12 protein-coding genes and 1 pseudogene are annotated in these 14,662 nt (G+C 34.9%); 7 read left to right on the top strand and 6 right to left on the bottom strand.

The window, feature by feature from the left end:
* Nucleotides 1-436: 436 nt before the first annotated feature.
* Together ACQKNR_RS16400 and ACQKNR_RS16395 are read right to left on the bottom strand one after the other, a co-directional pair.
* A complete protein-coding gene (locus tag ACQKNR_RS16400; RefSeq protein ID WP_427318795.1) occupies nucleotides 437-865 on the bottom strand; it encodes a cell wall hydrolase in 429 nt (142 codons plus the stop codon).
* Nucleotides 866-1,184: 319 nt separating this feature from the next.
* Nucleotides 1,185-2,039 carry an alpha/beta fold hydrolase gene (locus ACQKNR_RS16395; protein WP_427318794.1) on the bottom strand — a complete coding sequence of 285 codons (855 nt, stop codon included), beginning with the start codon at nucleotides 2,037-2,039 and terminating at the stop codon, nucleotides 1,185-1,187.
* An 839-nt stretch (nucleotides 2,040-2,878) separates the two neighbouring features.
* Here ACQKNR_RS16395 and ACQKNR_RS16390 point away from each other — a divergent pair.
* Nucleotides 2,879-4,324 carry a L,D-transpeptidase family protein gene (locus ACQKNR_RS16390; RefSeq protein ID WP_427318793.1) on the top strand — a complete coding sequence of 482 codons (1,446 nt, stop codon included), beginning with the start codon at nucleotides 2,879-2,881 and terminating at the stop codon, nucleotides 4,322-4,324.
* Between the two features lie 527 nt (nucleotides 4,325-4,851).
* On the opposite strand, the gene ACQKNR_RS16385 is transcribed toward ACQKNR_RS16390, so the two are convergent.
* Nucleotides 4,852-5,334 carry a CcdC protein domain-containing protein gene (locus ACQKNR_RS16385; protein ID WP_427318792.1) on the bottom strand — a complete coding sequence of 161 codons (483 nt, stop codon included), beginning with the start codon at nucleotides 5,332-5,334 and terminating at the stop codon, nucleotides 4,852-4,854.
* A gap of 599 nt (nucleotides 5,335-5,933) precedes the next feature.
* Here ACQKNR_RS16385 and ACQKNR_RS16380 point away from each other — a divergent pair.
* Together ACQKNR_RS16380 and ACQKNR_RS16375 are read left to right on the top strand one after the other, a co-directional pair.
* On the top strand, nucleotides 5,934-7,301 hold the full coding sequence (locus tag ACQKNR_RS16380) for a lytic polysaccharide monooxygenase (RefSeq protein ID WP_427318791.1): 1,368 nt from the start codon (nucleotides 5,934-5,936) through the stop codon (nucleotides 7,299-7,301).
* A 372-nt stretch (nucleotides 7,302-7,673) separates the two neighbouring features.
* Nucleotides 7,674-7,945, top strand: a pseudogene (locus tag ACQKNR_RS16375) (GntR family transcriptional regulator); the annotation flags it as partial.
* Between the two features lie 482 nt (nucleotides 7,946-8,427).
* On the opposite strand, the gene ACQKNR_RS16370 reads toward ACQKNR_RS16375, so the two are convergent.
* Nucleotides 8,428-8,682 carry a hypothetical protein gene (locus tag ACQKNR_RS16370; protein WP_427318790.1) on the bottom strand — a complete coding sequence of 85 codons (255 nt, stop codon included), beginning with the start codon at nucleotides 8,680-8,682 and terminating at the stop codon, nucleotides 8,428-8,430.
* A gap of 330 nt (nucleotides 8,683-9,012) precedes the next feature.
* Here ACQKNR_RS16370 and ACQKNR_RS16365 point away from each other — a divergent pair, with 330 nt between their 5' ends.
* Entirely contained in the window at nucleotides 9,013-9,339 is a 327-nt protein-coding gene (locus tag ACQKNR_RS16365) for a DUF3895 domain-containing protein (protein ID WP_427318789.1), read from the top strand.
* A gap of 105 nt (nucleotides 9,340-9,444) precedes the next feature.
* Here ACQKNR_RS16365 and ACQKNR_RS16360 read toward each other — a convergent pair whose 3' ends face one another.
* Complete coding sequence (locus tag ACQKNR_RS16360; RefSeq protein ID WP_427318788.1) at nucleotides 9,445-10,152, bottom strand: DNA alkylation repair protein; 708 nt, start codon at nucleotides 10,150-10,152, stop codon at nucleotides 9,445-9,447.
* A 517-nt stretch (nucleotides 10,153-10,669) separates the two neighbouring features.
* Between ACQKNR_RS16360 and ACQKNR_RS16355 the strand changes: the two genes are divergently transcribed.
* Nucleotides 10,670-11,128: a hypothetical protein gene (locus ACQKNR_RS16355; RefSeq protein ID WP_427318787.1), complete on the top strand. Its 459-nt coding sequence runs from the start codon at nucleotides 10,670-10,672 to the stop codon at nucleotides 11,126-11,128.
* 183 nt (nucleotides 11,129-11,311) lie between these two features.
* Here ACQKNR_RS16355 and ACQKNR_RS16350 read toward each other — a convergent pair whose 3' ends face one another.
* A complete protein-coding gene (locus ACQKNR_RS16350) occupies nucleotides 11,312-12,547 on the bottom strand; it encodes an MFS transporter (protein WP_427318786.1) in 1,236 nt (411 codons plus the stop codon).
* Nucleotides 12,548-12,851: 304 nt separating this feature from the next.
* Here ACQKNR_RS16350 and ACQKNR_RS16345 point away from each other — a divergent pair, with 304 nt between their 5' ends.
* Both ACQKNR_RS16345 and ACQKNR_RS16340 read left to right on the top strand, forming a co-directional pair.
* Nucleotides 12,852-13,433 (top strand): TetR/AcrR family transcriptional regulator, encoded by a 582-nt coding sequence (locus ACQKNR_RS16345; RefSeq protein ID WP_427318785.1) that lies wholly within the window; start codon nucleotides 12,852-12,854, stop codon nucleotides 13,431-13,433.
* Nucleotides 13,434-13,892: 459 nt separating this feature from the next.
* Complete coding sequence (locus ACQKNR_RS16340; protein WP_427318784.1) at nucleotides 13,893-14,660, top strand: DnaD domain-containing protein; 768 nt, start codon at nucleotides 13,893-13,895, stop codon at nucleotides 14,658-14,660.
* Nucleotides 14,661-14,662 lie beyond the last annotated feature (2 nt).

Below are 14,662 nucleotides of genomic sequence, written 5' to 3'. Positions count from 1 at the left end.
ATAGCGGACTTCATGAAGACTACAAGAACGGTTTGAACTGCCAAATACTGTTGTGACAGGAATGTATGAAATCTTGCATACGGAGGGGGGAGGAAAGCTAGAAAACTATTGATATGAATGGCTTTCTGGGATTTGGTTACTACTGATAATGATAATTATGTAAATGAGCTGTCCATATGGGCAGCTCATTGTATTTTTTGCTTAGCGTGGTTTTTTTCCGAAATGCTGGCGCCCCATCAAGTTAAAATCTCATACCACCCCCAGAACGAGAATTTTACCTTTTTACAGCTATTTATAGAATTTGGCTCATTTTTTTCGTTTTGAGGCCACTTTAAAATATTAGCTTGATGGACATGTGACGCTATCCCTAGACCAGTAAAAAAGTGTTAAATTAACGCTTTTTTATTCTTTCATTACAGATTGTTTTTATCATTGTTTAAAATGTGTTATAAACTTGTTCACAAGTCGCGGCTGTTGGTTGAAAAAAACAGTGTTTTTTATAACGCCCCACAAAAGGCTGATTATACCATTGTTGAGGACAATCACCTGGTGGCCTAAAATACCACAAACTAAATTTCCCAGGCCAGAACCTCTCTCCATTGATTACTCGACGAGCTAAGCGTTTTTCACTTTCTCTTGCTCTTTGATAGAAATAACCGTGAGTAACAGCTTCAAATGCGTGTTCTTGGAAAATCATTTGTCTAATGGTACGAAGGTTTTTAAAATCGGAACAATTGGCTCTTATTCGGTTAATTCCTACATTTCCGACGAGCAACATCCCCTGAAGTCCTTCTCCTTCGGCTTCTGCTCTCAGTAATCTTGCTAAAAGTGCAATATCTGCATCTGTAGCGTTAACAACTCCCATGACTCCACCTCCATTATATTTTCTTCTTATAGTATTGTTTATTAGTCAGGATAATGACTTTTTCACATAATAAAGGTTATTATGTTTACGAAGTATGAAAGGGATAGTCATGTAAGGTTAACATAACCCTACTTATCGGTATTCAATGTATCTAGAAATCTAGAAAAGTCCCTTCAGAAGATCTGAAGGGACTTTTCATTCACATAATCACAGTTATAGGGAGGGAATATCAATCACTGAGCATCAATATTCTTTAACTGAGTAACAGTTCCAAAACTGATTTTTAAGTGTTTTTTGTTTTATACGATTCCTATAATGATTACAGGACTGAAGTATGGTTCGAAATAGCGTTGATTATATGATCCCAATCGTCACAGTGAATCTCGTGACCCGATTCTTCTAGGGTTAGCAATAAAGCATGCGGAATTTCATTAACAAGAGCAAGACCATGCTCGTATGGAAGCACTGTATCTTCTGTACCATGGATAACCAAAGTAGGTATATTGATTCCTTTTAATTTCCCTTCATAAGAATCATCGCCTTTAAGAAGGGAATGATTAAACATACTGAGTAGATTATTTGCTCGTTTTATTTCTTTTTCTACTTGCTTATAAACCCTCTTCTCATCGAATTTATGTTTTGAACCACAGAGTAAAGCTGATCCTGCAACCAAGTAATTAGCAACAGATTCTTCATCCGACCAATTTAGTTTGGCCGCATTAGCATGGTAAGCGAGTATTTTCTCATCGATCGGAGGCAAATTTCGGTTGTTGTCTTCAGAACCAAAAATACCTGATGCAATCAAAGTTATACTGAGAACTCTTTGAGGGGTTCTTAAGGCTACAATTTGAGCAATCATTCCACCCAATGACATTCCAACAATATGTGCTTCGTCAATATGATATGCATCGAGTACCCCAATCGCATCATCAGCCATATCTACCACAGTATAGTGGGAACTCCCCGGTTCATAAGTAGTTGACCGTCCGACATCTCTATTATCATAACGAATAACATATCGACCCGTATCAGCTAATTGTTGACAAAATTCCTCATCCCAATAAACCATTGAACACATGGCTCCCATAATCAGTAAGACTGCTGGATTTGCTGAATTGCCAAAGCTCTCTGTACATATATCAATTTCATTAATTTTAATAATCTTTTCAGTCATGATTAACTCCTCATTTCATTCGTATTTAGTTAATAAAAAAGACACACTCAAATAAACCCGCATGTTTTGAAAAAAATAGCTGGGCATAATGAATTGTGTTTAAAATTAACGTAAACGAATGAACTTGATAATCATGTTAAACACTCTCCTATAAAAAGTAAATAAGGGTAAAACCCTTATTCTGATTATAACATACCTCAGTCAGTTATAATACGGGTCCATTTTTTATTATTTAATAATTGAAAAAATTTTTGCTGTATGAATCCAAACTCTTAGTTGAAAAAAGACGATGTATACAGTATCCAAACCTAATTAATATAACGTCTCATTATAGGTAGCAGGGAAAAAGTCAGCTTCTTACTCCCACAAGGGAACCTCCTTTTTTTGTTCTATGGATCTATTCATTTTTTTATACATTCCTAACCTGGTGCGGTTTTAGGATTCTCGTTTGTTACTGGATTGACCAAAAAATTGTATAAAAATTTGCATACTCTTAGCGTGCTTTTTTTTCCAAAATGCTGGCGATGTGGTGGTATCCTTTATTGTGAATGTTATCTGTAATCTAGGTAAAGTTTCGGACAAACAGAAACTTTAGATTGATAGGCATAGGGTGGGACCACTTTTTATAAAGATTTATTACTTGTAAGGGACTATTCAGTGTGAATTGAAAAAATTTATCTATCATTTTTATTTGTCGTTTTATTAAAAAGTCTAAATTTGATCAATTAAATGCGATAAAATTTGGTCAAAAATAATGAAATTTTAGGAACAATAAGGTACACTAGTCAATGGTTTTAGTTTAAAATCGATTGATGTTGATGTATACGGGGGAAAGATTGATGAACAACAATACAATAAATGAGTCAGTTGAAGAAGTTGATAAAAAAAGAGTAAGATCAAGCAAACGTTTTACAAATTGGAAGCTTATTGCAGCGGGTGGTGGTATAATTACACTTCTCATTGGGGGAATGAGTTACTATCAGGCAACCCACTTCAATTCAAATGTTACGATTAATGACACAAAAGTCGATGGTTTGACCGCTGATCAGGCAATACAGAAATTAAAAACATCTGGATTAGAAAACAAAGTCTATGTCGGTCAACAACAAATTTTAGATGAAAAAGATACGCAAATGGAATTTACGGAAAAAGATTTGTCTCAAGTTAAGAAACTATTAAAAAGCCAGTGGACATTTTTCCCTTCCTCAAAGGAAACAAATTATTCACTGCTATCGAAAAAGGTGGATCAATATCGTAGCGAAACGTTGAAAAAACTTGTAGAAGAAAAGCTCGTCTCTATGAATAAAAAATTAAAAGCCCCTCAAGATGCTATGGCGAAGCTCGAACAAGGAAAATTGGTTATCTCGAAAAGCGTTGATGGGGATCAGTATGACGTTGCTAGTCTATTGAAAGATTACGAAAAGCAGAAGTATAAAAGCGAAATTCATCTGAAGTCTGCATACATACAGCCTATTAAAGAAGACAATCCGATTGTCAAAAAAGAGGAGAAAGCACTACAGGATCTTCTTCAACAGTCCGTTGATTATAAGGTACAGAATGAAGTTTATCCATTAAAAGCGAAAGATTTAATTCAAAATGCCTCTATGTCAAAGGATATGAAAGTTACAATCGATGCGAGCGATATTAAGAATAAGATTACTGAAATTAATAATGCTAAATCAACATTAAATAAAGATTTCACATTTACAACTCATTCTGGTTCGGTCATATCAGTAAAAGGACAGGGCTATGGCTGGGCACTAGATGTTGAAAAAGAAACAAAGCAAGTCCAACAAGCCTTTGAAAAAGGAGAAAAATCGCTTTCTGCTTCTAATATTCACGGAAATGGCTGGAGTAAGGAAGGCATCGGCTATGAAACAACATCGAATAATGGCATCGGAGACACGTATGCGGAAGTTTCAATTGCAGAGCAACAAATTTGGATTTACAAGGATGGAAAGTTAGCAGTCACAACAAATGTAGTAACTGGGAAACATAGCACGAGTGAAGATACTTCACCAGGTGTGTGGTACATCCTTTATAAACGATCACCGTACACACTCAAAGGCAGTGCAGTAGGTAAAGCTGATTATTCCGTTAAAGTAGATTATTGGGCTCCGTTCACAAATGGTGGCCAAGGGTTCCACGATGCCGGCTGGCGAACAAACTGGGCAAATAATGCTTATTTAACGGGAGGATCTGGAGGATGTGTTAACCTGCCTCCTAGTATTGCAAAGACTGTGTATGATAATTTAAACACGTATGAACCGGTTATCGTGTACTAGTAAATAGCAACCTCGTGTGAAGCGATGTATGTATTAAGAATGTAAATTTATAAAAGAATTAGTGAAATAATTATACATAGTGAAAAAGGATCTGATATGAATATCAGATTCTTTTTCATTAGTAACATAGTATACTTGCTTACCGTATCTGCTTAACTAGGCTTTAGAACCTGTTTGGTTTCCAGATACTACAATCTTAATCTCTTCATCTTCTTTGTTTTTGGGGACTAGAAATTTCTTAAGTTGATGGAGATGTGGAGATACCCTATGCCCACCAAGCTAAGGTTTTGAAGTACCCCCTAAATGAAAATATTCTTTCTCTATAGTTAGTTATTTTGAGAAGTCGGCTCATTTTTTCATTTTAGGGGTTATTTTGTTTTATTAGGTTGATAGCAATGGGGCGGAACCCCTAACTAGGCATGTATATTATACTCAATCAAAATTTTACTAGGGGGAAGAGTCCAATAAGCTCTTTTCCACTATTACTAAGTAAATGGACTATACCTAAAGATGATGGAAAAAACCTTCTACGTTTTAATAGAAAGCTTCTTTTTTTGTTCGAGCACTTTTTGGAATTTTATATAGCAAGCAATTCGCCACGGAACAATGTAGCAAATGATAAAGGTGAAAAATAACAGACCAAGTGTACCTGAATCGACTGTCGTAATGTCTTGTCGGATAAAATAACGTAAAAGGAGCATTAGGATAAAAGCCACGACAAATTTCCAGCTTTTCTTTGCGTAAATGTTACCATGCTCTCTAATTTCGTAATCTGACAAAATGATAATAAGCACCGAAAAAGCAAGCCCTAAGACAACACTTACGCATAATTCAAAAAACGTCGGGTGCCCTAATTGAAGAAAAAATGAAAGTCCCGGCGTTAAGTAAATAAGTGGCAGGAATATTCGCACCCCACTTCCCTTGATTGGTTTATACATCGAACGAATCCTACGTAGTAAAATGAGCGCGCCAATAAATAAAAACAAATAAGACGGCATAACAGTTTGCATATACATCCCCCTTTTTATAATCTTCTGAATATTAATATACATATTATTCCATGCAACTGTAAATATATTTGTTATATATTATGTTTTCCAATTCATCAAGAAGAGGGAGAGAGGCTGGTTAGGATAGGAGTAATTCCAAATCTATAAAGCAAAAAAAGATTAGTATTTCACTAATCTTTTTTTGTTGTCGGTTTACTAACGATAACGATAATTATGTAAATGAGCTGTCCATAGGGACGGCTTATTGTATTTTTTGCTTAGTGTGGTTATTTCTGAAATGCTGGCGGTACCCCATCACAATCAAGCTAAGAAAAGAAAATACCCCTATAAGATTCAATTCAAATCGTACTTCTAAGTAGGACTTAGTTTTACGTGTTAGTAATAAGTTCACGACTTCTGCACGACTTCTGCACATATTTATGGCGATTCTATGTCATGATACATTCATAAAGTGAAATATTTCACAAAGAGGGGAACCAATACATTACACTATAGTTTATATGTAACGTACGTATACCCCGAAATATGATTGCCCTTGTTATACTTTTACATCAAAGCCCACATTCCACTACAAAGCATAACAAGAAGGGGACATAGACATGAATAATCGAATTTTAAAACATTTACAGAACATGACAATGAACAAAAAAACTTTTGGAGCTGTTGCATTAACAGCTGGAATTATTGGAACGACACTTATTCCTCAAAATGCATACGCTCACGGTTTTGTTGAAAAACCAGGTAGCCGTTCCGCTTTATGTAGCCCAACTTATGGTGCACTAAATGTAAACTGCGGAAGTGTTATGTATGAACCACAAAGTTTAGAAGCTCCAAAAGGTTTTCCGCAAGCTGGCCCGATTGATGGACAGATTGCTTCTGCAGGCGGCAAATTTGGTGGTATTTTGGATCAACAAACAGCGGATCGTTGGTTTAAAAATACAATCACTGGTGGGGAAAATACGTTTACTTGGAAATATACAGCGCCTCACTTAACAAGCAAATGGCACTACTACATTACCAAAAAAGGCTGGAATCCAAATAAAGCGCTAACAAGAGCTGATTTTGAGCCGATTGGAACTGTACAACATGATGGTTCTGCAGCTTCAAATAATATAACTCACACAATCAATGTACCTACTGATCGCAGTGGATACCACGTGATCTTAGCAGTATGGGATGTAGCGGATACAGCGAATGCGTTCTATAATGTAATTGATGTGAATCTCATTAATGATGTGAAACCAGACACAGAAGCTCCAAGTATTCCAAATGGACTTCAGGCGCAAAAAGTAACAGCAAATAGTATCGAACTAACATGGAACGCTTCTACGGATAATGTAGGGGTGAAAGGATATCAAGTCTTCCGTAACGGAGAAATGATTGACACCGTACCAGGCACTCATTTTATTAATAAACAGTTACAACCAAGTACGCAGTACACGTATACTGTAAAAGCGATTGATGCAGCTGGCAATGTATCAAAAGAAAGTAAAGCAATTACAGTGAAAACAACAGTTGAAACGCCAGATACAGAAGCGCCAACACAACCAAAAGGATTACATAGCATGGGAACAACAGCGTCAAGTGTAGACCTAATGTGGAGTCCATCTGACGATAACATTGGCGTAGACCATTACGATATTTATAGAGAAATTGCAGGGTCAATGAAAAAAATTGGAACTTCTAATACGACTTCTTATTTAGAGAAAAATTTACTTGCGAATACTACATATAAATATACAGTGAAAGCTGTGGATGTAGCTGGAAATGAATCCATACAAAGTGACATATTCACAGTTACAACAAAAACTGAAAACGCTTCATATGAAGCGTGGGATGCAAAGAAAGCATATAAAAAGGGAGATAGAGTTCTACACGAAGGAAAAGTATATGAAGCAGTTCAGAATTACCAGGGGAATGGGGACCCGAACTGGATCTATGCTTTATCATTATGGAAAACAGTGTAATCTTTATCTAAATATAAATTAAGGGATAACGGGCTTTGATGACTCAAGTTAACATCGAGAATTCACTTTGAAATTTATAAAAAGACGACATTTCATATGTCGTCTTTTTAAATTGTATTTTTTCGTTACTGAGATTATAAATGTTTTATTTTTTGTGATATAGGCTCGTAAGTTTATCCCACTATTTGCGGGCAGTAAGACTCCCGCCTCAAAATTCGGCGAATGCGAGGGGGTTAGGTGCGAGATCAACTGCTCGTAAAAGCCCGATTGGTGTAGGCTAATAATCAGTGGGGGAGGGACAAAATCCCCACTGATTAAAGTTTCACTTTATCTAAAAAAGAATATAGCTGATTATTCATTAAATATAAACAAATCTATACAATTGTCTATTGATTGAAAAGGGCGTGTTAGGAAAAGATGAGGCACTGCCTCCCATACGACAACTGGCAGATTCACTTCATGTTAGTAGAAATACGACAGTATTAGCATATGAACAGCTTGTAGCTGAAGGATATATTCGTGGTGAAAATCGGAGAGGTTTTTTTGTAAATGAATTGGAACCTAATTTTTCTCAAAGAGGGGAAGGGGGTAAGGAAAAAGAAGTAACGCCAATTATGAAAGAAAGTATTATTAACTTTAAAGTATAGAGTTTCTGCAAAATATAGATTCGAATTTTATAGTAGACATGAACGATCAAACTAATTCCCTTTCTTAAGAGGCCTTTAGAAAATAAATATTTCGTTTTGGGGGAATAGAAATTTCTTAAGTTGATGGAGATGTAATAGTACCCAAAACACTATGATTGATAGTGTTTTTTTATTTGTTAGCATCTTACAAATTTTGTTGAAATGAAATAGTTGGTGTAGGGAAAATATTTTAGGAGCTGAATAGGGTGAAGAGATATTTTGTCAATAATCGAAATAAGAAAGAATTGGTCCTTCTCTCAAACAATGATGTAAATGAATAGCTTCTACAACTATAGATGAATTGGATAAGAAATAAAAAAACACTGCGATTGGTAGTGTTTTTTTATCAGATATATTTGAATCATCTACGGACCAGAAAAAGAGTAATTCATTTATGTGGGCGATTATTGACTATTAGTCGCTCAAATGAAGAACAACAATTAAGCTTTTATTATATTTAAAACCGATACCCTATTAGTAGTGAACAATAGATAATTTTGCTTTACTGTTTTAATTAAAATACGATCAGTTGTACCATATGCTGTTCCAATGCGAATTACATCTTTTTCTTCAACACCAGCATATGTATTATCTTCGATTACCTCAATAATCTCACTTAATGGAATATGAATCTTAGCTAATTGCCATGAAATAATTAATTCTTCATTTGTTTTTTTAACATTGATACCTAGCATGTTATCAAGACCTTCCTATATTAAGATGTCGCTTTTTATTTTATTATACAAATTTTGGGATGTTTTTTCTATTATGTAATGTGATTTTTTTATTTGGTTACATGTTTTATGCAACTAACAAAGAGGATGATGTTCACTACTACTCTCATTTCTGCTATAACGAATTCTATAATAGATAGTAGAACGTATATTTGGTATAATCGAAACATGCTATTTGAAACGATGTACATAGTTTATGAAATTCATGACAATAACTAAATTAAAAAGTTCCAGTACATATAGAATTCAGTTCATGTTATACAAATCCATTGTTAGAAAGGAAAAGATGTAATGAATCAAATTTCATTTGAAGATTTATTTGAAGAAGAAAAAGAAAAGGTGGAGGTAGCTGAGATACCAGTACCTTTATCGCCATTGCAAAAATATATTTTGGAATTAATTGATTGTGAAGAAATAAGTGCGTTGGAGCTATGCGAACAATTAATACGATCTGGTAAAATACCAGATGAAAGATTCACAACGGATAAGCCGAAAGCATATGGGCAAGTATGCTTAATATTAGAAGGTTTTGTTACAGAAGGAAAGCTTACTTTTATCAAAAATGATGAGAAAAGAGATAGGGTATATAAATTGAAAGAAGAAGTTTCTAACATATAGGATATACAGGGGAAAATGAATGATTTGTTCCCTGCAACTTTCAGTAATTTACACAAAATAGGTGTCAATCTGTCCTAGATTGACACCTAAATACTAAGCTGGTTTTTAACATCTTACATATTTACGTTTAAAACCAAGTCTTCCTCTATCAAGTTCTTTCTGAATACTTTCGGAAGCATTTAGAAAACTGCTTTTTTTGTTGTCACGTTTTACTTCTACTATACCTACTTCTTTTGCAGTCTCGACTGCCTTTTCGTGTAGTGGCACATATGAAATTGCCACAGTGTTTAGAAAATTATTCATAGCGGATTTTGTTCGTTCTGGTGAATCATGAATCGTATTCTTCACAATTTCAAGCATAGCGGAAATTTTGCTTTCGGAAAATTCATTGTCTTTGCGATTCCCCAAAAGCCAGCAGTAGCAACTCCAGCCTGCTGACATTCTAAGCTCGTCACCGCTCGCAATCCATTTATCAGCAACATCTTGTGCAATATTTGACTCTGATAAAGTCACTGCCACCACATAATCGGAAAGCATATAAAAATACGCTCCGTCAATCCAGCGATCAAAATCTGACTCACTCATAGCTTTTGGATCCGCAATAATGCCTGCAAAGTACATTGCATCGTAGTTACCTGTGGAATAAAGTTCCTCAGCTAAATCTTGATTTGATTTTATTTTCTTAGCGATCGGTTTCATAGCACCTGTAGCAACTCCAAAAACCGGCTCATGCGCGCCATTGGATATGTATGTTTTTTTCGTTCGTTCCTTACCGAGGGTCTCAAGCTCTTGCATAACTGTTTTAAAATCCATAGCTGTGCACTTCCTTCCTTAATATAAAGATCCTTTTAATTGTAATCATCTAGTTTATCCCGCTATTTGCGGGCAGTAAGACTCCCACCTCAAAATTCGGCGAATGCGAGGGAGTTAGGTGGGAGATCAACTGCCCGTAAAAGCCCGATTGGTTCAACTAATAATCAGTGGGGGAGGGACAAAACCCCACTGATTAAAGTTTCACTTTATATTTTTTATCAAGTCTTCCATACTTCTCAAATTTTATATTAATTGTATGTGAGTAGGATGTCTACTTTCTATAGTTCCTCGACAATTCAGTTAGTGATTTTAAAAGTCCAGCTATCTATAATTATGAGAATATTCCATTAAGATAAACGTGAGAGAAACAATATAGTTGTATAGCTTTCAAAATAGATTTTCGAAGTTAGGAAATGTAAAAAATATTTTATCTTTGGTTCGTTCTCCGTATTATCATGTTATTCTTTAATAAGGAAATAAATAGAATTTTAAATTAAGCATGTGAGGTTGGTTATAAATGATAAAGAATTTTACTAGAGTAGTATTAACCGCAGTTATGCCAATCGGTCTTATTACTGGTTGTGGAACTGCTGAAAAAACTGAAGCACAAGAGCCGAAAGCGGTACAAGCGGAGAAAAAGGATTATACGGATTACTCATATGGTAGCAAAGGTATATTAGTAAGCGGAAAAGCGAAAGAACGTCTACAATACGAGGTTGGATATATTGATGATAACAAGTTAATTGGAATTGATGAAAATATTGAGGACTGTATTATTTTAGATAATAAAGATGAAGCAGGTTACATTTGGAAACAAATAGAGCGCGGATCTATTATTGAAGTGCAATATGGTAAGGACCGCAAAGACATCATAGGGGTACAATTAGTAGGAGATCGTAAGCCATACGAAATTAGTGACAAGTTTGATCGAAATACGATAAATGAGATTGTCGGACAAGTTAAAGGTACTTTGTAATAGATGTATTTCGCTAGTATATGATCTATTATCATGAAATGGCGAATCGCATACATAAAAGTTTGGAATCAACGACATTTTTAATATGAAAATGCCGTTGATTTATTTTAAAAAGTAAATGGTATTCTATAGTCTTGTAGAAAAATACATATTAGAAAACATACAAATGAATTCTTCTTTTAGTTATGATGATTGTCGTAAGGTCATTGCCCAAAATAAAAGAGCACAAGCACTAACGGATACACCTAATAGGCATACTCCATTCCATCCATATTTTGCATAAACATTTGTTGAAAGAATTGCACCCGTTGCACTACCGATAGAATAAAAAATCATGTAACTGGCAGTGATTCGACTTCTTGCTTCAGGGCGCACTGTGAAAAGCATACTTTGATTGGTGACATGTACAGCTTGCACAGCTAAATCTAAAAGGATAATGCCGAAAATTAGTAACAATGGAGAGTGGTTAATAAATTTAATTAGGAGCCATGAAAGTACTAATAAAGATAAGGCTATGCCAGTTGTTCGTTGTCCGAATCCTTTATCAGCTAATTGTCCCGCTTTAGTAGCAGCTAATGCACCCGCAACTCCAGCAAGGCCGAATGCACCAATAGCTGTATGTGATAGATTATGTGGTGTTGCACTTAGAGGTAATACTAAAGAAGTCCATAAAATACTGAATGAAGTGAAAATGAGCAATGCTAATATTCCGCGAATGCGTAAGAGTCGTTCTTCTACAAATAATAAGAGAACAGAACGTATTAACTTTCGATAAGGCATAGTTGTCATTCTTTTATGTTTAAGAGTAGGTAAATTCCGATATAACAAAACAGTTACGAATAGTATAAGTGTAGCGGAGGTGAGATAAACAGACCGCCATCCAGCTAAATCTGTTAATGTGCCTGCAAATGTACGAGCAAGGAGAATACCTATTACAACGCCACTTGTAACGAAACCTACTATGCGTCCACGTTCTGCAGGATGAGCTAAAATTGATGCGTATGCGACAAGTGTTTGCGTAACAGTTGCAAGAATACCTACTAAGGACATACCTATAAAAAGTACGGTGCTTGAGGGAGCGAACCCGATTACAATTAAAGCGAAAACAGATAAAAGCATTTGAACAATAATGAGTCTCTTTTGGTTTAATAAGTCACCAAGTGGAACGAATAAAAGTAATCCGAGTGCATAACAAACTTGAGTAATAGTAATTACAATGCCGATAGTTGAATGACTAATTTTAAATTCATTTGATAATGAATCAAGTAGTGGATGAGCGAAGTATATATTTGCCACAGCCATCCCGCAAGCTATTGCGAATAATAGAATCATATAGCGGGACATGGATGCACTGACAGGTGAATGTAACTGGGTATTATTATGTTTTAGAGTGGTCATCATTTCTTCTTTACTATTCATAAAATCAGCTCCTTTTTGTATTAGTGAAAATAACATACCAAACGGTATGTTATTTTGTAAGTAAAATATAATCCTGAAGAAATAGATATGTCAAGTTTATTTTGAGGTAATTTTGGTTTCTTTTGACACGTTGTTTATAATTTAATACTATATATAATATACTGATTGGTACATAAAATGGTGATTTATCCCGTAAAAGCCCGATTGGTTCAACTAATAATCAGTAGGGATGGACAAAACCCCCACTGATTAAAGTTTCACTTTATAATTTTAAAAAGTAGATGAAGAAAGGAGAGGGTTTTAAATGGCTCGACTACGCGAATTTGATGAAGAAAAAGCTTTGGATGCTGCTATGCAACTTTTTTGGGAGAAGGGATACGTTGCTACTTCATTAAGCGATCTAACTGCTAAAATGGAAATACAAAAACCGAGTTTATATTCAGCCTTTGGTGATAAAGAGGGTTTATTTGAAGCGGCATTAAGGAGATACACAAATTTACATGCAGCTAGTATACGAACAAAACTTCAAAACGAACAATCTGTAAAAGAAGCAATTCGGACATTTTTTGAAAATATGGTGGAAGAGGAATATAAAAAAGAATTAAGTAAAGGCTGTTTTTGTATTAACACAATGGTTGAGCTTGCTCCTCATAATGAAAAATTTGAAGTATTGACTAGAGAACATCAAATGTATCTCTCAGTTATATTTCAAGAATTAATTACAAAAGGAATTCGGTCAGGAGAACTGCAAAGTGATTTGAACGCTAAAGCATTAGCACAAACATTAGTCACTTCTTTAATCGGATTAACAGTACTAATGAAGTCTCGGCCAGAACGTTCAGTTATAGATAATTCGGTATCTATAATAGTATCGTTATTAAAATGATTTTTGTAGAAGTGTATTTCAACTAACCTTATCAATTTTAGCCACTTTCACCTATAAGCTTTCAATCGTAAAGTACTGGATTATCTACTAAAGAAATTCAGTGCTTTTGTTTTTGTGAATAATATAATTTTATAGTTGTACACAATGTACGAATATTGTAGGAGGAAGTGTAATGAAGAATTAGATGAGAGATTGAAATGATTAGACGAGAATAAAAACACTATATAAGCCTCTTTCAAGCCCCCTTCAAGCCCCTTATAAGCACCTACCAAGTAATAAATCATTAAACAAAAACAAAACAAAAACAACTACAAGAACACAAAAGCGCGAAAAAATAAAACCGTCGTCGTAGTAGTAAAAAAATTTGGAATTCAAATGCCAAAACCATTACCTCATTCCTATATTTATATTGAAGGATTGGAATTTTCCTATTTGCTAGCAAAGAGTGGAGGGAAGTAGATGGCGGTATACCGGAATGTGCAGGTGAACTTTTGGCAAGATGAATTCATATTAGATTTAACGCCAGAGGAGCGTTATTTTTATATATATTTGTTAACTGGTACGAAAACGAAGCAATGTGGTATTTACATATTACCGCAGCGTTTGGCAGAGCTTGAAACAGGTTACAGTATGGAAACTGTTGAAAAGTTATTGAACCGCTTTGTTGAATACGGGAAGATTTTATATGATACGGAAACGAAAGAGTTATATATTACAAATTGGCTACGCTATAATCCCATTTTAAATACGAATGTAGAGAAGTGCGTGTTACGTGAGTTAAAGACTGTGAAAAGTAAAGGATTCATACATAGTTTTTTACGTAAATGTCTTGAAGAAGAATTGAAGATTCCATTATTACTACAGCATTTTGGTATGCCAAAAGAAGAGGATAATAGTAGTTCACAAGCTGTTATGGAAGAAAAGGAAGATGTGAAAGAGGTAGAAACGGTAGAAGAGACTACTCCGCATAGTGAAGTTTATAAGTTTTACGAACAAAATTTTAGTAGTCTATCTTCATATATCGTAAAGGAATTGAGGGAATGGATGAAAAGAGTTTCAGGAGAGACAGTACTAGAGGCACTTAAAATTGCGTTTGAAAATAATAAGAGAACGTTCGCTTATGTAAAGGGGATTTTGAGGAATTGGTGTAAGAAAGGGCAAGTAAACTTTAGTAAAGGAAAGAAAATAGTGCGTAAGAGAGAGGCATTGAGTTTGTATGATCCATAGCA

It is taken from the genome of Bacillus sp. NPDC094077 (assembly GCF_050279465.1).
Classification (GTDB): Bacteria; Bacillota; Bacilli; order Bacillales; family Bacillaceae_G; genus Bacillus_A.
This window is presented reverse-complemented; position numbering and strand designations above follow the sequence as displayed.